Annotated in this window: 23 protein-coding genes and 2 pseudogenes; 17 read left to right on the top strand and 8 right to left on the bottom strand. The window is 60.9% G+C overall.

Annotation, left to right across the window (positions count from 1 at the left end):
• Positions 1 to 70 precede the first annotated feature (70 nt).
• The 7 genes from lysS to JWR98_RS20780 all read left to right on the top strand — a co-directional run bounded on the left by lysS (position 71) and on the right by JWR98_RS20780 (position 5949).
• On the top strand, positions 71 to 1573 hold the full coding sequence (gene lysS, locus JWR98_RS20810; protein WP_078731839.1) for a lysine--tRNA ligase: 1503 nt from the start codon (positions 71 to 73) through the stop codon (positions 1571 to 1573).
• Positions 1574 to 1679: 106 nt separating this feature from the next.
• Entirely contained in the window at positions 1680 to 2396 is a 717-nt protein-coding gene (locus JWR98_RS20805) for a TetR/AcrR family transcriptional regulator (protein WP_078731840.1), read from the top strand.
• A gap of 35 nt (positions 2397 to 2431) precedes the next feature.
• The gene (locus tag JWR98_RS20800) at positions 2432 to 2980 is read left to right on the top strand and encodes a hypothetical protein (protein WP_078731841.1); all 549 of its coding nucleotides are present in this window, start codon (positions 2432 to 2434) and stop codon (positions 2978 to 2980) included.
• Positions 2981 to 3002: 22 nt separating this feature from the next.
• Positions 3003 to 4280: a flavohemoglobin expression-modulating QEGLA motif protein gene (locus JWR98_RS20795; RefSeq protein ID WP_078731842.1), complete on the top strand. Its 1278-nt coding sequence runs from the start codon at positions 3003 to 3005 to the stop codon at positions 4278 to 4280.
• A 27-nt stretch (positions 4281 to 4307) separates the two neighbouring features.
• Positions 4308 to 5213 carry an alpha/beta hydrolase gene (locus tag JWR98_RS20790; protein ID WP_078731843.1) on the top strand — a complete coding sequence of 302 codons (906 nt, stop codon included), beginning with the start codon at positions 4308 to 4310 and terminating at the stop codon, positions 5211 to 5213.
• Entirely contained in the window at positions 5210 to 5536 is a 327-nt protein-coding gene (locus JWR98_RS20785) for a PA3694 family proteiin (RefSeq protein ID WP_053137353.1), read from the top strand. The genes JWR98_RS20790 and JWR98_RS20785 overlap by 4 nt, the downstream gene beginning before the upstream one ends.
• A gap of 116 nt (positions 5537 to 5652) precedes the next feature.
• Positions 5653 to 5949 carry a hypothetical protein gene (locus JWR98_RS20780; protein WP_225908801.1) on the top strand — a complete coding sequence of 99 codons (297 nt, stop codon included), beginning with the start codon at positions 5653 to 5655 and terminating at the stop codon, positions 5947 to 5949.
• A gap of 50 nt (positions 5950 to 5999) precedes the next feature.
• On the opposite strand, the gene lptF is transcribed toward JWR98_RS20780, so the two are convergent.
• From lptF to JWR98_RS20765, 3 genes are all read right to left on the bottom strand, one after another.
• A complete protein-coding gene (gene lptF, locus JWR98_RS20775; protein WP_078731844.1) occupies positions 6000 to 6785 on the bottom strand; it encodes a lipotoxin F family OmpA-related lipoprotein LptF in 786 nt (261 codons plus the stop codon).
• Between the two features lie 55 nt (positions 6786 to 6840).
• Entirely contained in the window at positions 6841 to 7266 is a 426-nt protein-coding gene (locus tag JWR98_RS20770) for a DUF4398 domain-containing protein (RefSeq protein WP_042944289.1), read from the bottom strand.
• 284 nt (positions 7267 to 7550) lie between these two features.
• Positions 7551 to 7895, bottom strand: a complete 345-nt coding sequence (locus JWR98_RS20765) for a pilin assembly protein (protein WP_078731845.1) — start codon at positions 7893 to 7895, stop codon at positions 7551 to 7553.
• A gap of 183 nt (positions 7896 to 8078) precedes the next feature.
• On the opposite strand from JWR98_RS20765, the pseudogene ppc reads away from it, so the two are divergent.
• The 7 genes and pseudogenes from ppc (at position 8079) to JWR98_RS20730 (ending at position 15307) form a co-directional block, all read left to right on the top strand.
• Positions 8079 to 10723, top strand: a pseudogene (ppc, locus tag JWR98_RS20760) (phosphoenolpyruvate carboxylase).
• Positions 10724 to 11018: 295 nt separating this feature from the next.
• Positions 11019 to 11666: an adenylate kinase gene (gene adk, locus JWR98_RS20755; protein ID WP_003172225.1), complete on the top strand. Its 648-nt coding sequence runs from the start codon at positions 11019 to 11021 to the stop codon at positions 11664 to 11666.
• An 87-nt stretch (positions 11667 to 11753) separates the two neighbouring features.
• The gene (gene tsaB, locus JWR98_RS20750; RefSeq protein ID WP_205491091.1) at positions 11754 to 12440 is read left to right on the top strand and encodes a tRNA (adenosine(37)-N6)-threonylcarbamoyltransferase complex dimerization subunit type 1 TsaB; all 687 of its coding nucleotides are present in this window, start codon (positions 11754 to 11756) and stop codon (positions 12438 to 12440) included.
• A 160-nt stretch (positions 12441 to 12600) separates the two neighbouring features.
• Complete coding sequence (locus tag JWR98_RS20745; protein ID WP_078731848.1) at positions 12601 to 12891, top strand: hypothetical protein; 291 nt, start codon at positions 12601 to 12603, stop codon at positions 12889 to 12891.
• Positions 12891 to 13751 (top strand): DUF72 domain-containing protein, encoded by an 861-nt coding sequence (locus tag JWR98_RS20740; protein WP_205491078.1) that lies wholly within the window; start codon positions 12891 to 12893, stop codon positions 13749 to 13751. Before JWR98_RS20745 ends, JWR98_RS20740 begins: the two co-directional genes overlap by 1 nt.
• Positions 13752 to 13777: 26 nt before the next feature.
• The gene (locus tag JWR98_RS20735) at positions 13778 to 14605 is read left to right on the top strand and encodes an isocitrate lyase/PEP mutase family protein (protein WP_078731850.1); all 828 of its coding nucleotides are present in this window, start codon (positions 13778 to 13780) and stop codon (positions 14603 to 14605) included.
• 3 nt (positions 14606 to 14608) lie between these two features.
• Positions 14609 to 15307: an extensin-like domain-containing protein gene (locus JWR98_RS20730; protein WP_078731851.1), complete on the top strand. Its 699-nt coding sequence runs from the start codon at positions 14609 to 14611 to the stop codon at positions 15305 to 15307.
• 3 nt (positions 15308 to 15310) lie between these two features.
• Here the strand turns inward: JWR98_RS20730 and JWR98_RS20725 are convergent.
• Positions 15311 to 15930: pseudogene (locus JWR98_RS20725) on the bottom strand (energy transducer TonB).
• A gap of 96 nt (positions 15931 to 16026) precedes the next feature.
• On the opposite strand from JWR98_RS20725, the gene JWR98_RS20720 reads away from it, so the two are divergent.
• Positions 16027 to 16809, top strand: coding sequence for a class I SAM-dependent methyltransferase (locus JWR98_RS20720; RefSeq protein ID WP_078731853.1), 783 nt, complete (start codon positions 16027 to 16029; stop codon positions 16807 to 16809).
• 44 nt (positions 16810 to 16853) lie between these two features.
• On the opposite strand, the gene JWR98_RS20715 is transcribed toward JWR98_RS20720, so the two are convergent.
• Positions 16854 to 17507, bottom strand: coding sequence for a TetR/AcrR family transcriptional regulator (locus JWR98_RS20715; protein WP_078731854.1), 654 nt, complete (start codon positions 17505 to 17507; stop codon positions 16854 to 16856).
• Positions 17508 to 17600: 93 nt separating this feature from the next.
• On the opposite strand from JWR98_RS20715, the gene JWR98_RS20710 reads away from it, so the two are divergent.
• The gene (locus tag JWR98_RS20710) at positions 17601 to 18701 is read left to right on the top strand and encodes an efflux RND transporter periplasmic adaptor subunit (RefSeq protein WP_078731855.1); all 1101 of its coding nucleotides are present in this window, start codon (positions 17601 to 17603) and stop codon (positions 18699 to 18701) included.
• 5 nt (positions 18702 to 18706) lie between these two features.
• Entirely contained in the window at positions 18707 to 21772 is a 3066-nt protein-coding gene (locus JWR98_RS20705; protein WP_205491077.1) for an efflux RND transporter permease subunit, read from the top strand.
• A 613-nt stretch (positions 21773 to 22385) separates the two neighbouring features.
• Here JWR98_RS20705 and JWR98_RS20695 read toward each other — a convergent pair.
• From JWR98_RS20695 to plsB, 3 genes are read right to left on the bottom strand one after another with little or no spacing between them, the layout of a single operon-like run.
• On the bottom strand, positions 22386 to 23075 hold the full coding sequence (locus JWR98_RS20695) for a DUF4197 domain-containing protein (RefSeq protein ID WP_078731858.1): 690 nt from the start codon (positions 23073 to 23075) through the stop codon (positions 22386 to 22388).
• Positions 23076 to 23097: 22 nt separating this feature from the next.
• On the bottom strand, positions 23098 to 23499 hold the full coding sequence (locus tag JWR98_RS20690; RefSeq protein WP_205491076.1) for a YbaY family lipoprotein: 402 nt from the start codon (positions 23497 to 23499) through the stop codon (positions 23098 to 23100).
• Between the two features lie 51 nt (positions 23500 to 23550).
• Entirely contained in the window at positions 23551 to 26055 is a 2505-nt protein-coding gene (plsB, locus tag JWR98_RS20685) for a glycerol-3-phosphate 1-O-acyltransferase PlsB (RefSeq protein WP_205491075.1), read from the bottom strand.
• Positions 26056 to 26163 lie beyond the last annotated feature (108 nt).

The raw sequence follows: 26163 nt of genomic DNA, 5'->3' as shown, positions 1-26163 counted from the left end.
ACCGTCAGCCAAGACCCCAAGTCCCCCGCACCGGTGGGGGCAACGAACCTGTGATGGAATTTCAAAAGACATGAGCGACCAACAACTCGATACGCAAGCCCTGCAACAGGAAGAAAACTCCCTGATCGCCCTGCGCAAGGAAAAGCTTGCTGCCGAGCGCGCCAAGGGTAACGCCTTCCCCAACGACTTCCGCCGCGACAACTACTGCGATGCCCTGCAGAAGCAATATGCGGACAAGACCAAGGAAGAGCTGGCAGAGGCTGCGATCCCGGTCAAGGTGGCAGGTCGCATCATGCTCAACCGTGGCTCGTTCATGGTGATCCAGGACATGACCGGGCGTATCCAGGTCTACGTCAACCGTAAAACCCTGTCCGAAGAAACCCTGGCCTCGGTGAAAACCTGGGACATGGGCGACATCATCGCAGCTGAAGGCACCCTGGCCCGTTCGGGCAAGGGCGACCTGTATGTCGAGATGACCAGCGTGCGCCTGCTGACCAAGTCGCTGCGCCCGCTGCCGGACAAGCACCACGGCCTGACCGACACCGAGCAGCGCTACCGCCAGCGCTATGTTGACCTGATCGTCAACGAAGACGTGCGCCAGACCTTCCGCGTGCGTTCGCAAGTCATCGCCCATATCCGCAGCTTCCTGATGCAGCGCGACTTCCTGGAAGTGGAAACCCCGATGCTGCAGACCATCCCCGGGGGTGCCGCAGCCAAGCCGTTCGAAACCCACCACAACGCGCTGGACATGGAAATGTTCCTGCGTATCGCGCCGGAGCTCTACCTCAAGCGCCTGGTGGTTGGCGGTTTCGAGAAAGTGTTCGAGATCAACCGCAACTTCCGCAACGAAGGCGTCTCGACCCGTCACAACCCTGAATTCACCATGTTGGAGTTCTACCAGGCCTACGCCGACTATGAAGACAACATGGACCTCACCGAGGAACTGTTCCGCGAACTGGCGCAGCTGATCCTGGGCAGCACCGATGTGCCGTACGGCGACAAGGTGTTCCACTTCGGCGAGCCGTTCGTGCGCCTGTCGGTGTTCGACTCGATCCTCAAGTACAACCCTGAGCTGACGGCCGATGACCTGAACGACATCGACAAGGCCCGCACCATCGCCAAGAAAGCCGGCGCCAAGGTGCTGGGCTTCGAAGGCCTGGGCAAGCTGCAGGTGATGATTTTCGAAGAGCTGGTGGAGCATAAGCTGGAACAGCCGCACTTCATTACCCAGTACCCGTTCGAAGTGTCGCCGCTGGCCCGTCGTAACGACGAGAATCCAAACGTCACCGACCGTTTCGAGCTGTTCATCGGCGGCCGTGAAATCGCCAACGCGTATTCCGAGCTTAACGACGCCGAAGATCAGGCCGAGCGCTTCATGGCCCAGGTGGCCGACAAGGACGCTGGCGACGACGAAGCCATGCACTACGACGCCGACTTCGTTCGGGCCCTGGAATACGGCATGCCGCCAACCGCCGGTGAAGGTATCGGCATCGACCGCCTGGTGATGCTGTTGACCAACTCGCCGTCGATCCGCGATGTGATCTTGTTCCCGCACATGCGGCCACAAGCGTAACCGTAGCGAACTCCGAAGCCGCCTTTTATAAGGCGGCTTTTTTATGTGGCGTTTATAAGCGTCAAGCAAACGACGCCAGGTTTTTTACTCTTCAAGGATGTGTTTGGTGAACCGCGTAACCGCACAAGAAGGCGCCGCCGGCATCGCTGCTGCCGTGGCTGAAAGCGTCCAGTATCAAGGCCGCAAGGCCAGCCGCAGGGGCAGCGAACAACGCCGACAGGATATTCTCGATGCGGCCATGCGCATCGTGGTGCGCGATGGCGTGCGTGCCGTGCGCCATCGGGCGGTGGCGGCGGAGGCGGGGGTGCCGTTGTCGGCCACTACCTATTACTTCAAGGATATCGACGACCTGCTCACCGACACCTTTGCCCAGTACGTGGAGCGCAGCGCTGCCTTCATGGGCAAGCTGTGGGTACGCAACGAAGGCTTGTTGCGCGAGATGGTCGCCTATGGCGATGGCAGCGCAGCGTCGCGCTCGCAACTGGCCGATGACATCGCACGGCTGACCGCTGACTACGTGCTGCGCCAACTGACCAACCGTCGCGACTACCTGATGGCCGAACTGGCCTTCCGCCAGGAAGCGCTGCTGAACCCGCGCCTGGCCGAGCTGGTGCGTTCCCACCAGCAGATCCTGTTGCAGGGCACCGGGCAGTTTTTCCAGGTATTGGGCTCCCGCGAGCCGCAACAGGATGCCAAAGTGTTGACGGCGATTATCAGTCGGATGGAATATCAGGGCCTGCTGGGCGGCGCAGAGCCCCTGACCGGTGAAGAGATGCTTGAGATTCTCAAGCGCTACATGCATTTGGTGTTGGCCTCGGTCTAGCCCTGTGCTCAATCTGCTTTCTGTGGGGTTATTACATGAAAGCCTGGCGTGTCGTCGCAATCGTCGTGTCGTTGCTGCTGCTCAGCGGATGCCTGGTGACGTTCAAGGACCCGCTGCCGGCCCACGAGGCGGCGCCAAATGAGCTACTAGGCAAGTGGGCCAGCAAGAATGCCTGGGGCGAGCCCCTCAACCTGCAGATTTCCCGAGCGGGCGACGGACGTTACAAGGCCGTGAGCTACCCTACGGCCAAGCCCGGCCAGCGTGATGAGTACCTGTTCAACGTGTCGCGCCATGGCGATCGCTGGTACATGTCGGCGCCGTTACCGGAAAGGTTCGGCGGGCATTTCATCCTGGCGGGCTTCGAGCTCGACGAAAAGCACGAACTGGTGGTCTACAACCTGGATCTGGAACAGATCCAGCAGGCCATCGGTCAACAGGTGTTGCATGGCAGCGCCATAGACACGGTAGAAGGCGCCGGCGTGCGGGTGGATAGTCCCATGGACCAGGTGTTTGCCTACCTGGATAACCCGGCCAATGCCGATGTGTTCGTTGAAGCCGTGCGCTACCGGCGCGTGGGCCAATAACGTTTAAAGAAGGAAGCGTCAGGTGGACGATTACCAGCAGACGATACGCACTTTGTCTGATCGCATTGTGCTGGCGCAGACACCGATTCGCGTCCTCGACGCCGTGAAGTGGGACGACAACATTCGTCAGGGCTTCCTCAAGGCCAAGGGCAAGGCCATGCCTGCGGTGGACCGCGATTATTACCTCAATCGGCCGCTGACGTTCGACTCCAGCGCAGTGAAGCTGGAGTTTCAGAACATCGAGCGCGACATCACGCGGCGCCTTGGCCAGTTCAGCCCGGTAGGGCAGATCATGCGCCGCATGTGCAAGGAATACCGCATGGTGGTGCGCATGCTCGAAGCGCGCGGCACCGAGGACTTCGGCCTGATTTCCCAGGAGCTGTACGGCGCCGCCTCCGACGCGTTCCACGCCGGCGATCCGACCCTGGCCGACCTCGGTCTGATGCTCTCCGGCTACCTGAACAATATTGACGGCCGTGGCGACCTCAAGGATGAAGCCAAGACCCTCACCGCCAAGGACGCCGTCGCGCTGCTGCAAACCCGCCTGAACAAAGTCTTTGGCGAGGCTGAAGAAACCATCCGCGTATTCGAGTCCGACGGTATCGTCGCCGACGCCGCGGCGGGCGCCGACTACATCAAGATCCGCGCCGATGCGATGTTCAACGACCGTGACGTGCGCGCCCTCGAAGTGCACGAAGGCCTGGTGCATGTGGGCACCACGCTTAACGGCCAGAACCAGCCGATCTGCACGTTCCTGTCCAAAGGGCCGCCGTCGTCCACCGTGACCCAGGAAGGCCTGGCGATCCTGATGGAAATCATCACCTTCGCGTCCTACCCGAGTCGCCTGCGCAAACTGACCAACCGCACCCGCGCCATCCATATGGTGGAAGAGGGCGCCGACTTCCTGCAGGTGTTCGAGTTCTTCCGCGAGCAAGGTTTTGAAATGGCCGAAAGCTATGGCAACGCCAGCCGGGTGTTCCGTGGGTCGGTGCCCAATGGCCTGCCGTTTACCAAGGATCTGTCCTACCTCAAGGGCTTTATCATGGTCTACAACTACATTCAGCTGGCCGTGCGCAAAGGCAAGCTGGAGCAAGTGCCGCTGCTGTTCTGCGGCAAGACCACCCTGGAAGACATGCGCACCCTGCGCCAACTGGTCGACGAAGGCCTGGTGGTGCCGCCCAAGTACCTGCCCGAGCAATTTCGCGATATGAACGCGCTGGCGGCGTGGATGTGTTTCTCCAACTTCCTCAACCACCTGAGCCTGGATCGGATCGAGGCGGATTACTCCAATATCCTTTAAACGCTGTTATTCACGAGGCTTCAACGGATGAGAATCCTCGGCATTCTGTGCCTGCTACTCACATTGAACGGTTGCAGCTCCCTGCTGTTCTACCCCGAACCCGGCCTGCCATTCACGCCCGAAAAAGCGCACTTGCAATACCGTGATGTCACCCTCACCACCGCCGACGGCGTCAAGCTGCGTGCCTGGTGGCTGCCGGCCAAGGCCGGAGTACCCGTCAAAGGTACGGTGCTGCACCTGCACGGCAACGGCGGTAACCTGGCCTGGCACCTGGGCGGCAGCTGGTGGTTGCCGGAGCAGGGTTACCAGGTACTGCTGCTGGACTATCGCGGTTATGGGCTGTCGGAAGGCAAGCCCTCATTGCCGGCGATTTATCAGGACGTGGATGCGGCGTTCAACTGGCTCGACCAGGCGCCCGAAACCCAGGGTCAGCCGCTGATTGTGCTTGGCCAAAGCCTGGGCGGCGCGCTGGCGGTGCATTACCTGGCGGAGCACCCGCAGCGTCAGTCCCAACTCAAAGCGCTGGTGCTCGATGGTGTGCCCGCCAGTTATCGTGACGTAGGACAATTCGCCCTGAGCACCTCCTGGTTAACATGGCCCTTACAGGTGCCCTTGTCTTGGCTGGTGCCCGACGCCGACAGCGCGATCAACGCCATGCCGCAACTGACCGGCGTGCCGAAACTGCTGTTCCACAGCCTGGATGACCCGATCGTGCCCCTGGCCAATGGCATCCGCCTGTACCAGGCGGCGCCACCGCCCAGAGTGTTGCAGCTGACCCGGGGTGGCCATGTGCAGACCTTTGCCGACAAGACCTGGCAAACCGTGATGCTGCGCTATCTGGACGACCCGCAGCACTTCAACGGCCTGCGCCGCCTGGGCGAGATTCCGAACTACCCCATTCCTAAAGTTGATCCATCAGAGAGCCCGCAATGAGCGAAGAACGCAACATGATCCCGCTGATCCTCACCGGTATCGGCACCATCATCGGCACCGTCGGCTGCCTGTGGTACTACGGCTATTTGCACTTCGCCAAGCCTGAGGACGCGTTGCTGCTCAGCGACTTCACCATGCTCAAGACCGTGCCCGGTGAGGACTACAAAATCTCCCTGACCCCGGCCGCTCAAGTGGCGCAGTGCGTCGATGGTGTGCTGGTGATGTTCGATACCGAGCAGAAAGGCCTGAGCGGTGTGTTGGTGAACAACAAGAAGCAGGCCGTGCGCTGCCTGGGCCAGGAAACACCGCAGCTGCAGCAATAGCACTTTTTTCACCCTAAAACGCCGGAAATATCTGGAACCGTTTGTCGTAAAGCGCCACTGACTAGTTTGCCAGTACGACTGGCAGATAGCTTACGAATATGGACTCTGGAGTAGATATGAATGGCATTGGCGCTATAAGCAAGATGTTGGGAATGGCAAGGGGTCAGGAAAGCCTGGGGCAGGATGGCGCTCAAGACGTTGGTGATCAGCAGGGGAAAATGGACTCGGAGCTGCTCAAGAAACTTCTCGAAATGCTGGCGGGCGCCGGTGGTGCTCAGGGAGGTGGCGGATCAGGCTCCGGTGGTTCGGGCGATCAGCCCGACGCTGACCAAATCAGAAAAATGATGAGTGGGCGCCAAGGTATGGAGGCGATGATGCCGGACAGCGACAATGGTCGCCAGATCCCTGTCTGACAAGCAAAAAAAACCCACCGTCAGGTGGGTTTTTTTTCAGTGCCGTTCGATCAGTTCGCCATCGACGAACGCGGCTTGACCGGCTGGTTGTCATTGGAAATGGTCACTTCCACACGACGATTCATGGCGCGGCCCGACACGCTGCCGTTATCGGCAACCGGGTATTCCTTGCCGTAACCCTGGGTCACGATGCGCGAGATATCCACGCCTTGCTGGGCCAGTGCACGTTGTACGGAGGCCGCACGGCGCTCGGACAGGCTCTGGTTGTACGAATCGGAACCGGTGCTGTCGGTGTAGCCCTCGACAATCACTTTACGGTCCGGGTTGTCGCGCAGGAACTGCGCCAGTTTGGTGATATTCACCAGCCCCGTGGATTTCAGGTCGGACTTGTTGGTGGCAAACAGCACGTCGCCAAAGGTCACCAGCGTGCCGCGATCGGTTTGCTTGGCGTTCAGGCTGTCCTGCAATTGCTTGATTTGCGCATCACGGGCGTCCAGCAGAGCGCGGGCACGTTCGTCGCCGGCGTTCTTCAACTTGGCTTCGGACTCGCGCAGCGCGATGGTGTCTTTGGCCACTTCAACACGCTGGTTGGTCAGGTAGGCCAGTTGGTCGACCTTCTTCTGGTCTTCCTTGTCGCGGTAGGCCTTGTCAGCCTTGTCCAGCCAGTCTTGTGCGTCCTTGGTTTCAAGGGCCGCTACCTTGGTGGCGTTCGGGTTGGCCTGCAGGGCCGAGAAATTGGTCCGTGCATTTTCCAGGTTCGCGTTCGGCGGGGTGGAGCACGCGGCCAGAGCAACGCTCATTGCCAGCAGGGCAGGGATCATCAATTGTTTACGCATAATCGTGTCGTCCTTTCAATTCGATATCGGGTGCGGTGCGGTTACGGCAAGCGGCTTATTTCTGCTGGATAGCAGCCGGGCGCATGCCTTCCTTACGCAACTCGTCGACAGCCTTCTGGGAATCCTTCACCGCCTGATCAGCCTTGGCGGCCTGGGCCTTACGCTCTGCAACGCGAGCATCCCACTCGGCTTGTTCGGCCAGGCGGCGGGCTTCTTCATAGTTCTTGTCGTGCATAGCGATTTCAGCTTGCTTGAGCTTGTCCTGGGCCGACTTCATTTCTACGGCCGCATACTCGGTGCCGCCGGCGCTGACTGCGCTGTTCACCGCAGACTGCGTTACTGCGTATTGCTCGGTCGGAGGGTTGCCGGCGCAGCCCGCCAGAACGAAGCTGGTGCCGATTGCCAGCGCGGCCAATTTAAGCCCGCGCAGGTGGTTAAACGAGGATTTGGCAGTGCTGGTCTTCATCGTCTTCAACTCCATTGGATAACTCCTGAAAAACTTCAAAATCCATCTCGATTGGCGAACGGCTTCGGGCCCGGCGGTAATGCTCGAAATACCCTTTCAAACGGCCGTTCCAAGTGATGGCTTACTGGCTGTGACCGACGGCTTTTTTGAATAGTTCAGCGAGGATGGCGATTTGCCTAAAAAAATACCTGACTGATCGGTCAGCGTAAAAAAATGGAACTTTTGCCCCGCGCAGGAGTACGCCGAGCCTCGGGAGAGGCCCGGAATACCAGGGGTTTAACGGGTTTGGTGAATCTCGGTCAGTGCTTGGGTTCGTCGGAACCGGCTGATAAATCATGCAGATAGCGGCGCGATAAGGTCAGGAAGCGGGGCGTAGGGCCGACGTCTTCGTAGAGCGGGTCACCCTCTTCATCGGTGGCGATGACCTGCTGACCCTTGATGTACGGAAAGCTGGCTTCCAGCTCTTCGAGGGCGGCGCCGATCAGCTCGCCGAGCAACGCTTCGGGATGGCGCTTGGGGTACATTTCGGCGATGGCCGCCAGCCGCGCGGCGGCCTCAACATCCAGGTGGATCGCATATTTGGTTTCTGTCAGGCGGCCCTTGGCGTTCTCTTCCCAATGCTGGGCCAGTTCTCGGATTTTCATGGCAACCTCAATAAAGCCCGCGCTGGCGGACGGTGATGAGTGACCGGTCGCCACGCTGACAAGCGTGACGGCTCACAGTTGAGACTAGCTGCAAGTCGCAAGGTTTAAAGTCTTGTCATAAAACCAAGCTGGCGGCACTCTGGCAAACCTGCGCGTCCCGGATTTCTGGCTGGAGATTGGCTGATGAGTGATATCGATGCACGCTTGCGTGAGGATGTTCACCTGCTGGGTGAACTGCTGGGCAATACCATTCGAGAGCAGTACGGCGATGACTTTCTCGACAAGATCGAGCAGATCCGCAAAGGCGCCAAGGCGGATCGCCGTGGAGCCGTTTCCGAGAAAGCCGCCGGTGATGAACTGAGCACCCGCCTCAACCAGTTGCAGGAAGACGAACTGCTGCCGGTGGCGCGGGCGTTCAACCAGTTCCTCAACCTGGCCAATATCGCTGAGCAGTACCAGTTGATCCATCGGCGCGACGAGTCGCAACCGGCGCCCTTCGAGTCCCGAGTATTGCCGGAGTTGCTGGCCCGCCTGCAACGCGAAGGCCACAGCAACGAATCCCTGGCCCGCCAGTTGGGCCGCCTGGAGATCGAACTGGTGCTCACCGCCCACCCCACCGAAGTGGCGCGCCGTACCCTGATCCAGAAATACGACGCGATTGCCGCGCAACTGGCGCTGCAGGATCACCGCGACCTCACCACAGCCGAACGCGAACAGATCCGTCAGCGCCTGCAACGACTGATCGCCGAAGCCTGGCACACCGAAGAAATCCGCCGTACCCGGCCCACCCCGGTGGATGAAGCCAAATGGGGCTTTGCCGTCATCGAGCATTCGCTGTGGCACGCCATCCCCAGTTATCTGCGCAAGGCTGACCAGGCCTTGCATGCCGCCACTGGCCTGCGCCTGCCGCTTGAGGCGGCGCCGATTCGCTTTGCTTCCTGGATGGGCGGTGATCGCGACGGCAACCCGAATGTCACCGCGCCGGTCACCCGCGAAGTGCTGCTGCTGGCGCGCTGGATGGCCGCCGATTTGTACTTGCGCGATATCGACCACCTGGCCTCCGAGCTGTCGATGCAAAAGGCCAGCCCGGCGTTGCAGGCCAAGGTCGGTGACAGCGTCGAACCCTACCGCAGCCTGCTCAAGCAGCTTCGCGAACGTCTGCGTGCCACGCGCCAGTGGGCCCATACCGCGTTGGGCAGCAACACGCCTGCACCGGCCGAGGTGCTGCAGAACAACCGCGACCTGTTGGAGCCGCTGGAGCTGTGCTACCAGTCGCTGCATGAGTGCGGCATGGGCGTGATCGCCGATGGCCCGTTGCTCGACTGCCTGCGCCGGGCCGTGACCTTTGGCTTGTTCCTGGTACGCCTGGATGTTCGGCAGGACGCCAGCCGCCATTGCGCGGCCATGACCGAAATCACCGATTACCTGGGCCTGGGTCGCTATGAGGACTGGGACGAAGCTGCACGTATCAGCTTTTTGATGAAGGAACTGGCCAACCGTCGACCGCTGCTGCCGGGTTATTTCAAGCCCTCGGCGGATACCGCTGAAGTGTTGAATACCTGCAAGGAAATCGCTGCCGCACCAGCGGGTTCGTTGGGTTCGTACGTCATCTCCATGGCCGGCGCGGCGTCGGATGTGCTGGCCGTGCAACTGCTGCTTAAAGAGTCGGGCGTGCAACGGCCGATGCGCGTCGTGCCGCTGTTCGAAACCCTGGCCGACCTGGATAACGCCGGCCCTGTGATCGAGCAGCTGTTGTTGCTGCCAGGTTACCGCGCGCGGTTGCAGGGCCCGCAGGAAGTGATGATCGGCTACTCCGACTCGGCCAAGGATGCCGGCACCACCGCCGCCGCCTGGGCGCAGTATCGGGCGCAGGAGCGGCTGGTGGATATCTGCCGCGAGCAACAGGTGGAACTGCTGTTGTTCCATGGTCGCGGCGGCACCGTCGGGCGTGGCGGCGGCCCGGCCCACGCGGCAATCCTGTCGCAGCCGCCGGGTTCGGTGGCGGGGCGGTTCCGCACCACTGAGCAAGGCGAGATGATCCGCTTCAAGTTCGGCCTGCCGGACATCGCCGAACAGAACCTCAATCTGTACCTGGCGGCGTGCTGGAGGCGACATTATTGCCGCCGCCACCACCGGAGCCAGCGTGGCGACATTTGATGGACGAATTGGCGGCGGATGGTGTCAGTGCCTACCGCGCCGTCGTGCGGGAAAATCCGCAATTCGTCGAGTATTTCCGCCAGTCCACGCCGGAGCGGGAACTCGGCCGTTTGCCATTGGGCAGCCGCCCGGCCAAGCGTCGTGCCGGCGGTATAGAAAGCCTGCGGGCCATTCCGTGGATCTTCGGCTGGACCCAGACCCGCCTGATGCTGCCAGCGTGGCTCGGCTGGGAAGCTGCGTTGAGCAAGGCCCTGGCGCGCGGCGAAGGCCAATTGCTGGGGCAGATGCGCGAGCAGTGGCCATTCTTCCGTACCCGCATCGATATGCTGGAAATGGTGTTGGCCAAGGCCGACGCCGATATCGCGCGTTTGTACGATGAGCGCTTGGTGCAGTCCGACCTGTTGCCATTGGGAGCGCATTTGCGCGACCTATTGTCGCAGGCCTGTGGCGTGGTGCTCGGCCTGACCGGCCAGTCGCAACTGCTGGCCCATAGCCCCGACACCCTGGAGTTCATCCGCCTGCGCAACACCTACCTCGACCCCTTGCACTTGTTGCAGGCCGAGTTGTTGGCACGTTCGCGTCAACAGGAAGCGGCACAGGACAGCCCTCTGGAACAGGCGCTGCTGGTCTGCGTGGCCGGTATCGCCGCCGGTTTGCGCAACACCGGCTGAGGTTTTTTGCGTGTTCTCAACGGCTTGCAGCTAAACCGCGACGACCGCCCCGAAACGGGCGGTCGTTGTTTGAACGGTTGGGTTGCACCCAGGCACACCCTACCTATGGCGCATACGCAGCACGGGTTCCTGCGACTTTTGGCGGCTTGTGTGGTTAAGGCCTGCTGTGTATCTTGATCAGCCTTTGGCCGTTTGTGCGGCCCGAATCCTATTTTTACGAGCCGTATTTCTACGAGATTTGCCCCCACGTGGCGAATCCGAGCGTCATCTCTATAAAAAATTGAGGAGCACATCGATGCGCGTCATTCTGCTGGGAGCTCCCGGGGCCGGTAAAGGTACTCAGGCAAAGTTCATCACCGAAAAATTCGGCATTCCACAAATCTCCACCGGCGACATGCTGCGTGCGGCCGTCAAGGCCGGCACCGAGCTGGGCCTGATCGCCAAGAGCGTGATGGACAGCGGCGGCCTGGTTTCCGATGACCTGATCATCAACCTGGTCAAGGAACGCATCAGTCAGGAAGACTGCAAGAACGGTTTCCTGTTCGATGGTTTCCCACGCACCATTCCCCAGGCTGAAGCCCTGGTGAAGGCTGGTGTCGAGCTGGACGCCGTGGTCGAAATCGCCGTTGAAGACGAAGAAATCGTCCAGCGCATTGCCGGGCGTCGCGTTCACGAAGGCTCGGGCCGCGTGTACCACGTCGTCTACAACCCGCCGAAGGTTGAAGGCAAGGACGATGTCACCGGTGAAGACCTGGTGCAGCGTAAAGACGACACGGAAGAAACCGTGCGTCATCGCCTGTCGGTCTACCACTCGCAGACCAAGCCGCTGGTGGACTTTTACCAGAAGCTGTCCGCTGCCCAGGGCAAGCCGAAGTACAGCCACATCCCTGGCGTGGGTTCGGTGGAAGCGATCACTGCCAAGGTGCTGCAGGCACTGAGCTGATCCTTCGATCCGCTTCATACACAACGCCCGCTTGCGGGCCGTTGTTGTTTATACTGGCGCACTTTTTTGACTTGGACACCCACACCGATGAGCATCCTGCTGGCCCTGGATACCGCGACTGAAGCTTGCTCCGTTGCCTTGCTGCACAACGGCAAAGTAACCAGCCACTACGAGGTGATCCCGCGCCTGCACGCCCAGAAGCTGTTGCCCATGATCAAGCAGCTTCTCGAAGACGCCGGCACCACCCTGGCGGCGGTCGACGCCATCGCCTTCGGCCGTGGCCCGGGTGCGTTCACCGGTGTGCGCATCGCCATTGGCGTGGTGCAAGGCCTTGCCTTTGCGCTGGAGCGTCCGGTATTGCCGGTGTCCAACCTGGCGGTACTGGCCCAGCGTGCGTTGCGTGAACACGGTGCCTCGCAAGTGGCCGCGGCCATCGATGCGCGGATGGATGAGGTCTATTGGGGCTGCTATCGCGAAACGGCGGGCGAGATGCGCCTGGTGGGAGTAGAGGCGGTGCAGCCACCGGAGTCGTCGGTATTGCCTGAGGACGCCAGCGGTGATTGGTTCGGGGCTGGCACCGGCTGGGGCTATGGCGAGCGTATCGGCGTGCAGCTGGCTGGCCAGGACGCCACAATGCTGCCTCATGCCGAAGACCTGCTGACCCTGGCGCGTTTTGCTTTCGAGCGTGGCGAGGCGATACCTGCCGATCAGGCCGCACCGGTGTACTTGCGTGACAAGGTTGCGCAGACCAAGGCGGAAAGAGGGATTATTTGACGCCAAAAATGATGGCAATTTGGGCTAAAAGTCGCCAATCGTCAGAATTTGCCGCTGTTTTTAAACCTTTTTCAAATTATGTGTTCTAGTTATCACCAGAGCATTTGCGCGCGACGGACAGTGCTGCCAAAATGCCATTACTGATAGCGAGTTCGCGCCTATGCGTATTGATGGATTTTCCTCACAGTCGTACCCAATCAAGCGTAAGCCACGCAAGGCAAACGTCACGGTAGACGACTCCGTCGAAGATTCGCCGGACTTCATTGAGGTGCAGTCCGACGCGCAGGCCAGTTCTCAAGCACGCATCAGCGGCCTGCCAGCCCGTCAGCAAGATATGGTCTTCCCGCGCTCCATGAGCAAAAGCGTCGCCACCGCCCTGGCCAGCTACCTGACCACCGCCGGCTTTGTCGAATGGGATATGGAAGTGCTGGGCCTCGACATTCATATTTGATGCGCCTGCCTTACTTCATCGGTTGCCCATCCTGGAGCGAAAACGCTTGGCGCGAGTACCTGTACCCCGCCGATGCCCGTTCCAGCGATTATCTCGCCCTCTATTCCCAGGTCTTCAACGCCGTTGAAGGCAATACCACGTTTTATGCCCGACCCTCAGCCGCCACCGTGCAGCGCTGGGCCGAGATCATGCCCGATGATTTTCGCTTCACCGCCAAGTTCCCCGGTGATATCAGCCACGGTGGCGACTTGCGTGAGCAGTTGCCAGCGGCGGAAAGCTTTGTTGGCCTCATGAGCCCATTGGGCGAGCGCGTTTCGCCGTTGTGGCTGCAATTGTCGGCGACTTTTTCGCCGCAGCGCCTGGGCGAGCTGGCCGGTTTTATCGACGGACTGGAGCGCCCGATGGCCGTGGAAGTGCGCCACCCCGAGTTCTTCGCCAAGGGTGATGCCGAGCGCATGCTTAACCGTCTGTTGCGTGACCGTGGCGTGGAGCGTATATGCCTTGACCCGCGTGCACTGTTCAGTTGCACCTCCACCTCGGCGGCGGTGCTGCATGCCCAATCGAAAAAGCCCAAGGTGCCACCACGCCCGGCCGCGCTGACGCTGTTTCCCCAAGTGCGGTTTATCGGCCATCCGGAACTTGAGGCCAACGACCCCTTCCTGGTCCCATGGGTGGAAAAAATCGCCGGTTGGATCGAGGAGGGCCGCACCCCGTACGTGTTCTTGCATACCTCCGACAACCGCCTGGCCGCGCAACTGGCGCTGCGTTTCCACGAAAGGCTGATGGCGCGCCTGCCAGGCCTGCCGGCGCTGCCGACGTTGGATCGCGCTCCCGAAGCGGAGCAACTGGGGTTACTCTAGGCTCTTTTTTCCGCCAGGAGTCAGCCATGGATGCCCAAACCCTTCGCGCCGAAACCTTCAAGGCCCTGCATGAGCGCGACCGCGCGTTCGTGATGCCCAACCCATGGGATGCCGGCTCCGCCGTGATGCTCGCCAGCCTGGGGTTCGAAGCGTTGGCCACCACCAGCGCCGGTTATGCGTTCAGCCTGGCGCGCCCGGATGCCGAAGGCGCGCTGTCCCTGGAAGACACCTTGCTCAACGCCGGCCTGATTGCCCAGGCTACCGCGCTACCGGTTGCGGCTGATCTGGAAAACGGCTTCAGTGACACCCCCGAAGGCTGTGCCCAGACCATCCTGCGTGCTGCGGCCACGGGCATCGTCGGCGGCTCCATCGAAGATGCCACGGGCGTTGCGCACGACCCGATCTACTCCTTCAGCCTCGGCGTCGCGCGCGTGGAGGCCGCCGTTGCCGCTGCCCGCAGCCTGCCATTCCCCTTCACCCTGACCGCCCGCGCGGAAAACTTCCTGCATGGCCGCCTGGATTTGCCCGACACCATTCGCCGCCTGCAAGCCTACGCCGAAGCTGGTGCCGACGTGCTCTATGCGCCCGGCCTGCGCAGCGCCGAAGACGTGCTGGCGGTGGTCAAGGCCGTGGCGCCCAAGCCTGTGAATGTGCTGATGTCCGGCGGGCTCAAACTCAGCGTGGCGCAGTTGAGCGCGATGGGCGTCAAGCGCATCAGCGTTGGCTCGGCGATGGCATTGGCGGCCTATGGCGAGTTTTATCGCGCCGCTCAGGAAGTTTTTGAGTCGGGGACATTCACCTTTACCGAGCGCTCAATGCCGTTCAGCCAGGCCAACCAGTTTTTCAAGGGTTAAGCGGTGCGGTTTTTTAAAATGCTGGGCGTATTGCTGCTGCTTGGCGGCGCTCTGGCGATGGGCGTATGGCGTGGCTGGCTGCCGTTGCCCGATGAATGGAACCCATGGGCACCGCTGGACGTGCGCGCCAGTCCCAACCTGCTGACCCGCTACAAACTGGGACGCCTGCAGGATGATCCCGCGCTGTGCGATCAAGTGTTGGAAACATCCGGTCTGCGTGTGAGCCATCAGGCGGATACGCCTGCCGACGCGGCCTGCCCCTTGCGCAATACCTTGCGCGTACAGAGCGCGGCAGTCGGGTTAAGCAGCAGCTTTCTCGCCAGTTGCCCGCTGGCCGTGGCGTTCGCCCTGTTCGAGCGTCACAGCTTGCAACCGGCGGCTGAGGCGGTGTTTGGTCAGGCGGTGACGCGGGTCGATCACTTGGGCAGCTTTGCCTGTCGCAACATGTATAACCGTGCCGACGGGCGGCTGAGCCAGCATGCCTCGGCCAATGCCTTGGATATCGCCGGGTTTCGCCTGGCGGATGGGCGCAGTATCAGCGTGCTCAAGGATTGGCCGGGGGAGGGTGACAAGGCGCGCTTCCTGCGTCAGGTGCGTGACAGCGCCTGTGATGATTTCAACGTGGTGTTGAGCCCGGATTACAACGCCGCGCACCGCAACCATTTTCATCTGGATATGGGGCGATGGTGGGTGTGCCGCTGAGGGTCAGGCGGCCAGTCGCAGGTTCTGCGTGATCAGTGGGCGTGCCCAGTGATAATCGAAGTCCAGGGCTTTCTGTTGGGCCAGCAGCTCTTCGGTTGGATAAGGCGTGGCGGGCGGTGGCAACAGGTCCAGTTCGAACTCGGCAATCGGCAAGTGCAGCGGGCGTGGCTGCGGCGCCGGGCCTGGCTCAGGCACTGGCTGGCCGGCGGTCAGCACGATGGGGCGAACCCAGGCGCTTTCAAAGTTCTGCTGGCGTTGCTGAGCGACGATCTCTTCTTGCGGGAATGGAATGGCGGCCGGTGGCAGCAACTCGGTGTCGAATTCGGCGATGGGCAGGAACAATGGCTCAGGCGGGGCGATTTCGGTGTCTTTCACATCGCATTCACGCTGGGTGAGGATCTGCGACAGCAGGTCGGCGCCTTCGCTGGGTTCTACCGCCGGATCCACCACAGCCGCTGCTTTAGCCGCGAGCGCGTCCGGCGCGTCGCCAAGTTGCTCGGCCAGCGCCCGGGCGAAGAAGTCCTGCCACACATGGCTCACCCCGCCAGCGCTTGAGTATTGCGCAGGCCGTAGTGGTTGTGGGTCGGCAGTACACCGATGGTTAGGGGGAGAATGTCTGACATTTTTTTCGGTCGACGCTCAGCTCTGGCAAAATACCTGACTGTTGTTTTTATCGGCCGGTATTTGCCGATCCTTAATATTTTTGAGCGTAGCGATTGATGAGCGAACATCCAGCGGCCAGCCGCATCCAGGTCGAGGCTTTGGCCGAAGGTTTCAAGGACCGCGCCGACTATTGGGCGCATCTGCTTGGCTTGCCTTTACAGCTTGCGGATGCGGATTTTTCCCTGCAAGTCGGCGAGCACGGGCTGCAGTTGCAGCAGCTCGGGCCGGATGCGCCAGGGCCGGTTCGCGTGGACTTCGTTGAAGGCGGCGCCGCGCACCGGCGTCTATACGGCGGCGGCAGCGGGCAGATGATCGCCAAGGCCGTGGGCGTGGCCCAAGGTGTGCGTCCGCGGGTGCTGGATGCGACGGCGGGCCTGGGCAAGGACGCGTTCGTGCTGGCCAGCCTGGGTTGCGAGATGAGCCTGATCGAGCGCCAGCCACTGATCGGCGCCCTGCTCGAAGACGGCCTGGCACGCGCTGCGGATGATTTTGAAGTGGCGCCGATCGTGGCGCGCATGAAGCTGCTCAAGGGCAACTCCATCGACGTGATGCGCGATTGGGAAGGTGAGCCGCCCCAGGTGATCTACCTGGACCCGATGTTCCCCCATCGTGAGAAAACTGCCCTGGTGAAGAAGGAAATGCGTCTGTTCCGGCCCCTGGTGGGCGACGACCCGGACGCACCGGCTCTGCTCGCCGCCGCCCTGGCCCTGGCCAGTCACCGCGTGGTGGTCAAGCGCCCGCGCAAGGCGCCGTGCATCGAAGGGCCCAAGCCGAGCCACGCGCTGGATGGCAAGTCCAGCCGCTATGACATCTATGCTAAAAAAGCGCTCAAGCTCTAAGCTGCAAGCTGCAAGCAAATGCGCTGCACACTTGCCGCTTGCAGCTAACCACTTGCAACTGCCCCTCTCCCATACGCCCGCATAAACAACCCCACCACCTCCTGCACGTGTGCTTCGGCGGCTTCTTCACTCAGTTGCCCGCCGCAGCCATACAGCAAACAGAAATTCGCCGTACCCTTGAGCAGACAAAAAAAGTGTTCGGCGGCCCTGAAGGGTTTGTCGATGCTCAGGGTGCCGCTCTGGTCGATCTTGCCGAGCAGGCGCTCCATGCCTTGCAGCATGCGCATGGGGCCGGCCTCGAAAAAGATACGGGACAATTTCGCGTCCTGATTACCGGTGGTCATCATCAGGCGATGCAGGTTTACCGACTCTTCGCTATTAATCAGCCGATGAAAGCCCCGCGCGATGTTCAACAGCACCGTGTGCACGGGCACGTCCGCGGGCAGCTCGAAGAACATCACCGGCAACTGTTCTTCGCACTTGGCCACGACGGCGGCGGTGAACAGCGTCTCTTTGTCGGTGAAGTGGCTATAGACGGTCAGTTTTGATACGCCGGCCTCCAAGGCCACGGCATCCATGCTGGTGTTGGCGTAACCGTTACTCAAAAACAGAAATTTGGCTGCTTCGAGGATTGCCTGGCGTTTTGCCATGTCCTTGGGACGCCCAGGGCTATTGGTGTTGGCGGGATTGTCGGACATTTTCACCTTTAATACTGGACTGGTGAGTTTGGTATTAATAACATACTGACCAGTATAATTATTCCTAGCTCCATTTGCGAAAGGTCCTTCAGCATGCGCAGCACTTTCCTGCCCCTTGCGTTGCCTGTCAGCTTGGTCTTCCTGCTGGCCGCCTGCGGGCATGACGAAGCGGTCCAAACCAGCGTCCGCCCGGCCATGGTGGTGCAGCCGCAGCCATCGGCACAGTCGACGGACAGCTACCCCGGAGAAGTGCGCGCTCGCTATGAACCGGACCTGGCCTTTCGCATCGGCGGCAAAGTCAGCAAGCGGCTGGTGGAAGAGGGGGAGCGCGTCAAGGCCAACCAGGCTCTGGCGGAACTCGATCCCCAGGACGTGCGCCTGCAATTGGAAGCCACCCGCGCCCAGGTGGCCGCAGCCGAGGCCAACCTGAGCCTGGTACGCGCCGAGCGTGATCGCTACAAGACCCTGATGGACCGCCAGATGGTCAGCCGTTCCCAGTACGACAATTCCGAGAATCTCTACCGCGCAGGCGAAGCACGCCTCAAGCAAATCAAGGCCGAGTTCGACGTGGCCAGCAACCAGGCCGGTTACGCCGTATTGCGTGCGCCCCAGGACGGCGTCGTCGCCAAGCGCGCGGTGGAAGTCGGCCAGGTGGTGTCCGCCGGGCAAACCGTGTTCGCCCTGGCCACCGATGGCGAGCGCGAAGTGCTGATCAGCTTGCCGGAACAGGGGTTTGGCCGCTTCAAGGTCGGGCAGCCGGTGTCGGTCGAGTTGTGGAGCCAGCCGGATCAGCGTTTTGCCGGGCGCATCCGTGAACTGTCACCCGCCGCCGATCCCAAATCGCGCACGTTCGCGGCCCGTGTCGCCTTCACCAGTGGCAAGGTGCCGGCCGAGTTGGGCCAGAGTGCGCGCGTATTCATACAGGCCGACGGCGTTATTCCATTGTCGGTGCCTCTGTCTGCCCTGAGTGCGGAGAACGGTGCGTCCTACGTCTGGCGGGTGAAGCCGGACAACACCCTCACACGCATCCCGGTGCGCATCGGCGCCTTCGGCGAAAAAACCGTGCCGGTCCTGGAAGGCTTGACCGCCAGTGATTGGGTGGTCGCCGCAGGCGTGCATGTGCTCCACGAGGGCCAGCAAGTGCGCCCGGTGGATCGCTCCAACCGTTTGGTGAATCTGGCGGCCAAGGAGTAGTCCCGATGGGTTTCAATCTTTCCGAATGGGCGTTGCGTAATCGCCAGATCGTACTGTTCCTGATGATCCTGCTGGCCGTGGTTGGCACTTTGTCCTACACCAAGCTGGGGCAAAGCGAAGACCCGCCCTTTACCTTCAAGGCTATGGTGATCAAGACCAACTGGCCCGGGGCCACGGCCCAGGAGGTATCGCGCCAGGTCACCGAGCGAATCGAGAAAAAACTCATGGAGACCGGTGAGTACGAACGCATCGTGTCGTTCTCCCGCCCTGGTGAATCCCAGGTCACCTTTATTGCCCGTGATTCGATGCGTTCGGCGCAGATTCCCGAGCTGTGGTATCAGGTGCGCAAGAAAATCAGCGACATCCGCCAGACCTTGCCGCCGGATATCCAGGGGCCGTTTTTCAACGATGAGTTCGGCACCACGTTCGGCAATATCTACGCCCTGACCGGCGACGGATTCGACTACGCCGTGCTCAAGGACTACGCCGACCGCATCCAGATTCAACTGCAACGCGTGCCGGATGTGGGCAAGGTCGAGTTGCTTGGCCTACAGGACGAGAAGATCTGGATCGAACTGTCCAACCTCAAGCTCGCCACCCTCGGCTTGCCGTTGGCGGCGGTGCAGCAGGCGTTGCAGGAACAGAATGCGGTCTCCACCGCCGGTTTCTTCGAGACCCCGAGCGAGCGTGTGCAACTGCGCGTGTCGGGCAACTTCAAGACGGTGGAAGAAATTCGCAACTTCCCGATTCGCGTCGGCGACCGCGCCTTCCGTATCGGCGATGTGGCTGAGATCCACCGTGGTTTCAACGACCCACCGGCCCCGCGCATGCGTTACATGGGCGCAGATGCTATCGGCCTCGCCGTGGCCATGCGCGACGGCGGCGACATTCTGGTACTGGGCAAGGCCCTTGAAGGCGAGTTCGCACGCTTGCAGAAGAATCTTCCGGCCGGCATGGAGCTGCGCAAGGTGTCTGACCAGCCGGCAGCGGTGAAAACCAGTGTCGGTGAATTCGTCCAGGTGCTGGCTGAGGCCCTGGCCATCGTGTTGTTGGTGAGCTTCTTCTCCCTTGGCTTACGCACCGGTATGGTGGTGGCCCTGGCGATTCCGCTGGTGCTGGCGATGACCTTCGCCACCATGTATTACCTCGGCATCGGCCTGCACAAGATTTCTCTAGGCGCCTTGGTCCTGGCCTTGGGGTTGCTGGTGGACGACGCGATCATCGCCGTTGAAATGATGGCGATCAAAATGGAGCAAGGCTACGACCGGCTCAAAGCTGCGAGTTTCGCCTGGACCAGCACCGCGTTTCCGATGCTCACCGGTACGCTGATCACGGCCGCAGGCTTCCTGCCGATTGCCACTGCGCAGTCGAGCACCGGCGAATACACCCGCTCGATCTTCCAGGTAGTGACCATCGCACTGCTCGCCTCATGGGTCGCCGCCGTGGTGTTTGTGCCCTACCTTGGGGAAAAACTCCTGCCGGACCTGGCGAAAATTCATGCGGCCAAACACGGCACCGACGGCCCTGACCCCTACGGCACGCCTTTCTACCAGCGTGTAAGGCGTTTGGTGGAGTGGTGCGTGCGTCGGCGCAAAACCGTGATCGTGTTGACCCTGTTGCTGTTTATCGGCTCGGTGGCGTTGTTCCGCTTTGTGCCGCAACAATTCTTCCCTGCTTCCGGTCGCCTGGAGTTGATGGTCGACCTGAAACTGGCCGAAGGCGCCTCCCTGAGCAACACCGCCGACCAGGTCAAACGCCTGGAAGGATTGCTCAAGGCGCACGCGGGCATCGACAACTATGTGGCCTACGTCGGCACCGGTTCGCCACGTTTCTACCTGCCGCTGGACCAGCAGTTGCCGGCGGCCAGCTTCGCGCAATTTGTGGTGCTGGCCAAGACCATTGAAGAACGCGAAAGCCTGCGCCTCTGGTTGATCGAAACGCTCAACGAACAATTCCCCGAACTGCGCGCGCGCGTCACCCGCCTGGAGAACGGTCCGCCCGTGGGCTATCCGGTGCAGTTCCGTGTAACCGGCGAGCACATTGAAGAAGTCCGCGCGCTGGCTCGGAAAGTGGCGGCCAAGGTTCGCGAAAACGCCCACGTAGCCAACGTGCACCTGGACTGGGAAGAACCGAGCAAAATCGTCTACCTGAATATCGACCAGGACCGCGCCAGGGCGCTGGGTGTGAGCACTGCCAACCTGTCGAAATTCCTGCAGAGTTCGCTCACCGGCTCCAGCGTCAGCCAATTCCGGGAGGACAACGAGTTGATCGAAATTCTCCTGCGCGGCACCGTGCACGAACGCACGGAGTTGTCGCTGCTGCCAAGCCTGGCGGTGCCAACGGATAACGGCAAAAGCGTCGCGCTGTCGCAGATTGCCACCCTCGAATATGGATTCGAAGAGGGCATCATCTGGCATCGCAATCGCTTGCCCACGGTGAATGTGCGGGCCGACATCTACGGCAAGGAACAGCCGGCGACCCTCGTGCAGCAGATCTTGCCGACGCTCGCCGATGTACGAGCCGAACTGCCGGACGGCTACCTGCTGGAAGTGGGTGGCACGGTTGAAGATTCAGCGCGTGGGCAAAACTCGGTGAAGGCCGGCGTGCCGCTGTTTATCGTGGTGGTGCTGACCTTGCTGATGCTGCAACTGCGCAGCTTTTCGCGCACGGCGATGGTCTTTCTCACCGCACCGTTGGGGCTGATCGGCGTGACCCTGTTCCTGCTGGTATTCCACCAACCCTTCGGCTTCGTCGCCATGCTTGGTACCATCGCGCTGTCGGGAATGATCATGCGTAACTCGGTGATTTTGGTGGATCAGATCGAGCAAGACATCAAGGCCGGCCTGGCACCTTGGCAGGCAATTATCGAAGCTACGGTCCGACGCTTTCGCCCGATTGTTCTGACGGCACTGGCGGCGGTGCTGGCGATGATTCCGCTGTCGCGCAGTGTGTTCTTCGGGCCAATGGCCGTGGCGATCATGGGAGGGTTGATCGTGGCTACGGCATTGACCTTGCTCTTTCTCCCGGCGCTTTATGCGGCGTGGTTTCGCGTCAAAAAGGAGGCTGGATAATCAGGCTGTCATCTCGGTTGTCGGGGCGTAGATAGTACGCGCCCGTCACCGTTGGCATGCGGCAGAATGAGCACTCTTCCTATGTGAGAGATAGGAAGCTCACTACGCGGGCTAGGAACCTTTCCTTATTGATTGCCACTCAATGTTACCTGGTTGGCAGGTACCTACTGCTCTTGCTCGTCGGCAGAAACAGTAGTGATTGGAATGAATTTAAGGAGTTCGCCATGTGTATAGCTAGTTTGAAGGCTTTTCTGCGTCCGCCCTGCAGGCCAAAACCTCCTGAAAAGTGTAAACCCATGCCTCCTGAGCGTTGTAAGCCCAAGCGTCCTGGGTATTGCAAACCCAAGCCCCTTGAGAGCTTCAGGCCCAAGCCTCCTGAGGACTGCAAACCCAAACCTCCAGAGTATTGCGAACCCAAACCTCCAGAGTATTGCATGCCCAAACCTCCTGAGGAGTGCAATCCCGAGCCCCCTCCGAAGTGTTGCTACATGAAAGCCGTTGAGCTGAGGATTGTCATGAAGTCGGCAATAAATTACTGATTTTGAGGCTCTTTTTACGCAAACGCCTCGAGAATACGAGGCGCTTGTGGGGGGCAGGGCAGATCGGAAGGTTGTTACAGCGCGCCAAACACCTTCTTGGCCAAGCTGGTAGCCGCAGCCGCTGGATTCCTGCGAATCGTTTCTTCCTGCTGCGCAATCATCTTGAACAAACCATCCAGGGCCTGCTCGGTCACGTAGTTCTCAACGTTGGCGCTCTTGGCATCCACCGCGCCAAAGGCCGCGGCCTTGCCGGCCAGGGCGTTGTACTGCTGGGCCACGCCGACTTTGTCGGTGGCGGCCTTGACGATAGGCAGGAACTTGGCGCGAATTTCTTCACGGCTGCTTTTGTTCAGGTACTGGGTGGCGGAATCCTGGCCACCGCTGAGAATGCCCTTGGCGTCGGTCACGCTCATGTTCTTCACAGCGTTGACCAGGATCGGCTGGGCCTGAGTCACGGCGGTTTCCGCTGCCTTGTTCATGCTGGTTTCCAGCTGTGTGACCTGGTCACCCATGCCGAACATTTTCAGCTTGTCGGCGACTTTGCCGAGTTTGCCCGGCAGGCCGATCTTCACTTCGGGGTTGTTGCTGAAACCGCCGGGGGTGCCCAGTTGTTTAACCGCGATCTGCGCGCCTTGGGTGAGGGCGTCCTTGAGACCGCCGCTGGCATCGCCCTGGGACAGGCTGCCAAGGTCCAGGGCCATGGCGTTGGCACCGAGCAACAGGCCGGCACACAGGGCGGTCAGGCGAAGGGAGTTACGGAGCATGGAGGCTTCCTTATGTTCGAATTCAGTGGGCCGCGGCATCAACGCGCAGACGCAGAGGCTGAGGGTCCTGGCCGTTGAGTTGCACGGTGTGCCGCTCGGTGGTGATAAACAGTAGCTTGCCCTCCAGTTCGATGCGAGCACTCACCGAATAACTGTGGCCAGGCTTGACCTGCGCCGGGTCATAGCTGAGGTGGAACGGCAATGGCACCTGGCCTTTGACCGGGCCTTTCTGTTCGGCCAGGGTTACGGCCGGGGCGTCCGCCAGCGAGACGTCCTGCAGGGTGATGCTCAAGATGGCCGTCGGTGGCAGGGCGATGCGTTGTAGGTAGAACACTTCGCCGTCAAGGCTGGCTTTCGGGGCAGGGCTCATGGATTGGCAGGCTCCGAGCAGGGCGCTGAGACCCAGGAGAATGATCTTTTTCATGGTGTCGCTCCTTGTAAACAGCGCCAGCATTCCACCGGCGCCTCAATCAATTTAGCGGGTTTCTTCCGGGTCAGTCGGTTGTTCGGCTGCGCCATCCACTCGGTGCAGCGCCACCTGGCGGATCGACAGGCGAATCTCGGCGGGCAGCACGCGTTTGGCGGCACCTTCGGCCAACTCGCCAAGCAGGTCGTGGTAGCTCAACTTGCCGGCCTCGTCGCGACGCAGTACATCCTGCTCCAGCAAGGTCTGAATAAAATGTCGGAAAAGGCTCTTATCGAAGAACTCCGGCGCATTGAGACCATGCAGGATTGACAGGCGCTGGGCCATGATCGTGCACAAGTCTTCCAGTTCTTCGGCGCTGATGCTGTTCTGGCCGCTGTTGAGCAGCAGCGAGATGGCCATGTAAAAACGCTGCAGGGTCTGGGCGATGCTCTTGGACAGCAGGGTCAGCAACACAAAGTGCCGTGAACTCGGTGCCGGACGCAGGTACAGGTCTTTTTCAAAGCGCAGCAGGCCTTGTTCGACGAACGCTTCGAGCCATTGGTCGATGACCGCGTCAAGTTCTTCCAGCGACCAGCGGATAAACAACTCCGATTGCAGGTACGGATACAGCGCGTGGGTGTAGCGCAGGATCTGCTCGCGGCTCATGCGCGAACTGCTCTGGAAGAAACTCGCCAGCAACGCCGGCAGGGCGAAGATGTGCAGCACGTTGTTGCGGTAGTAGGTCATCAGGACGGCGTTCTGCTCGTCCAGGTACAGGATCTTGCCCAGGGCATCGCTTTGTTCCGACAGCAGGTCCATGTCCTTGACGTGCTTGATCAAGGCCTGGCCGTCGCCTTCCGGCAGGGTGGTGTGCGGTGAGTAGGGCACACGGCGCAGCAGCGCCAGGTACAGGTCCAGCTGGCGAGCCATGGCTTGCTCGTCCAGGGCCAGGCGCGTGGTGGACAGCAGCGCCAGGGCCACCAGGTTCACCGGGTTCACCGCCGCGGCTTCGTTCAAGTGGCGCGCCACCTGTTCGCCGAGGCGGTTGGTGGTTTCGTTGAGCCACGCCGGTTTGTAGTTAGGCCCCAGTTCCTGGGCGCGCCAGTCGGGTTGTTCATGGTCAAGGAACTCGGCCAGCTTGATCGGCTCGCCGAAGTTGACCGCGACCTGGCCGAAACGCTGCTTGAGCGCGCCGACCACTTTGAAAATATCGAAGATCGACTCTTTTTTCTTGCTCGCGCCGCGCAGTTCGCCCAGGTAGGTGCGGCCTTCAAGCACGCGCTCGTAGCCGATGTATACGGGGACAAACACGATGGGCATGCGTGAGGAGCGCAGGAAACTGCGCAGGGTAATCGCCAGCATCCCGGTTTTCGGTTGCAGCATGCGCCCGGTGCGCGAGCGTCCGCCCTCGACGAAGTACTCCACCGGGAAACCCTTGGTGAACAAGGTGTGCAGGTATTCGTTGAACACCGAGGTGTACAGCGGGTTGCCCTTGAAGGTGCGGCGCATGAAAAACGCACCGCCCCGGCGCAGCAGGCTGCCGATCACCGGCATGTTCAGGTTGATGCCGGCGGCGATGTGCGGTGGGGTCAGCCCGTTCTTGAACAGCAGGTACGAGAGCAGCAGGTAGTCGATATGGCTGCGGTGGCAGGGCACATAGATCACTTCATAACCCTGGGCGACCTTTTGCACACCCTCGATGTTATTGACCTTGATACCGTCGTAGATCTTGTTCCAGAACCAGCTCAGCACCACTTCCAAAAAGCGGATCGCGGTGTAGGTGTAGTCCGAGGCAATTTCGTTGCCATAGCGCAGGGCTTGGGCCTTGGCTTTTTCCGGGCTGATTTTTTCGCGCTCGGCTTCATCAAAAATGGCCTGGCGTACCAGCGGCATGTTGACCAGGCCCTTCACCAGGTTGCGGCGGTGGGACAGGTCGGGGCCGATCACGGCGGTCTTGAGGTTACGAAAGTGCACACGCAGGATGCGCTGGGCCATCCGCACAGTGCGTTCGTGCCCTTTATTGTGCTCGATCAATTCACGCAGGTTGATAGGCGCGGAGAATTGCACACGGGTCTTGCGACCCAGTATCAGAATGCTCAACAACCGGCGCAGACGCCCGGTGACGGCCCAGCTGTCGGCAAACAGCAGCTTCCACGGGCTGGACTCGCTCTCGGGCGACTGGCCCCAGAACACGCTGACCGGAATGATTTGTGCATTCTCTTCGGCATGTTCGGTCAGCGTGTTGACCAGGCGGGTCAGGGTCGGCGGCGCGCCGCGCTTGTCCTGGCGGCCGAGCCAGTCGGGCTCCGGCGTGAGGTAGAAGAACGCCGCGGGTTCCATCAGCGGGCCGACCGATACCGGCAGCACCGGGCGTGGCAGGCCGGCTTTGGTGCACTCGGCATCGACCACGGCCAACTCGGTGAGCGAGGGCGATTGCAGGACGTAGAACACCGGCCGGCTGCGGTCCAGGTTAAGGGTTAGGGACGACTGGTTGATCGTCTCCGAGCGGACCCAGAGGTACAACAGTCGGCGCAAGGTGCCAAATACCAGACGGCGGAACGGGGAGCGGGTCATAGGTGAGCTGCTTGAAGTGGAAAAAACCGAGCAGGTGCTCGGGCCGGTAGTGTGCCGTATTCGCCGAAAATCGGCAAAAAAGCAGCGATGTAAACTTGAGTTGATCGT

It is taken from the genome of Pseudomonas lactucae, from assembly GCF_016937615.1.
GTDB classification, from domain to species: Bacteria; Pseudomonadota; Gammaproteobacteria; order Pseudomonadales; family Pseudomonadaceae; genus Aquipseudomonas; species Aquipseudomonas lactucae.
Note: the sequence above shows the minus strand (reverse complement) of the source record. Positions and strands in the feature narration are given on the sequence as shown.

Bases quoted from the DNA above. Each gene is read 5' to 3' on its own strand.
- tsaB (WP_205491091.1), top strand. From the start codon at position 11,754: ATGAGCATCCTGCTGGCCCTGGATACCGCGACTGAAGCTTGCTCCGTT.
- JWR98_RS20695 (WP_078731858.1), bottom strand. From the start codon at position 23,075: ATGCTCCGTAACTCCCTTCGCCTGACCGCCCTGTGTGCCGGCCTGTTG.
- JWR98_RS20770 (WP_042944289.1), bottom strand. From the start codon at position 7,266: ATGGAGTTGAAGACGATGAAGACCAGCACTGCCAAATCCTCGTTTAAC.
- JWR98_RS20705 (WP_205491077.1), top strand. From the start codon at position 18,707: ATGGGTTTCAATCTTTCCGAATGGGCGTTGCGTAATCGCCAGATCGTA.
- JWR98_RS20765 (WP_078731845.1), bottom strand. From the start codon at position 7,895: ATGAAAATCCGAGAACTGGCCCAGCATTGGGAAGAGAACGCCAAGGGC.
- JWR98_RS20740 (WP_205491078.1), top strand. From the start codon at position 12,891: ATGCGCCTGCCTTACTTCATCGGTTGCCCATCCTGGAGCGAAAACGCT.
- plsB (WP_205491075.1), bottom strand. From the start codon at position 26,055: ATGACCCGCTCCCCGTTCCGCCGTCTGGTATTTGGCACCTTGCGCCGA.
- JWR98_RS20780 (WP_225908801.1), top strand. From the start codon at position 5,653: ATGAATGGCATTGGCGCTATAAGCAAGATGTTGGGAATGGCAAGGGGT.
- adk (WP_003172225.1), top strand. From the start codon at position 11,019: ATGCGCGTCATTCTGCTGGGAGCTCCCGGGGCCGGTAAAGGTACTCAG.
- JWR98_RS20735 (WP_078731850.1), top strand. From the start codon at position 13,778: ATGGATGCCCAAACCCTTCGCGCCGAAACCTTCAAGGCCCTGCATGAG.
- lysS (WP_078731839.1), top strand. From the start codon at position 71: ATGAGCGACCAACAACTCGATACGCAAGCCCTGCAACAGGAAGAAAAC.
- JWR98_RS20745 (WP_078731848.1), top strand. From the start codon at position 12,601: ATGCGTATTGATGGATTTTCCTCACAGTCGTACCCAATCAAGCGTAAG.
- JWR98_RS20785 (WP_053137353.1), top strand. From the start codon at position 5,210: ATGAGCGAAGAACGCAACATGATCCCGCTGATCCTCACCGGTATCGGC.
- JWR98_RS20690 (WP_205491076.1), bottom strand. From the start codon at position 23,499: ATGAAAAAGATCATTCTCCTGGGTCTCAGCGCCCTGCTCGGAGCCTGC.
- JWR98_RS20710 (WP_078731855.1), top strand. From the start codon at position 17,601: ATGCGCAGCACTTTCCTGCCCCTTGCGTTGCCTGTCAGCTTGGTCTTC.
- JWR98_RS20720 (WP_078731853.1), top strand. From the start codon at position 16,027: ATGAGCGAACATCCAGCGGCCAGCCGCATCCAGGTCGAGGCTTTGGCC.
- JWR98_RS20715 (WP_078731854.1), bottom strand. From the start codon at position 17,507: ATGTCCGACAATCCCGCCAACACCAATAGCCCTGGGCGTCCCAAGGAC.
- JWR98_RS20800 (WP_078731841.1), top strand. From the start codon at position 2,432: ATGAAAGCCTGGCGTGTCGTCGCAATCGTCGTGTCGTTGCTGCTGCTC.
- JWR98_RS20790 (WP_078731843.1), top strand. From the start codon at position 4,308: ATGAGAATCCTCGGCATTCTGTGCCTGCTACTCACATTGAACGGTTGC.
- lptF (WP_078731844.1), bottom strand. From the start codon at position 6,785: ATGCGTAAACAATTGATGATCCCTGCCCTGCTGGCAATGAGCGTTGCT.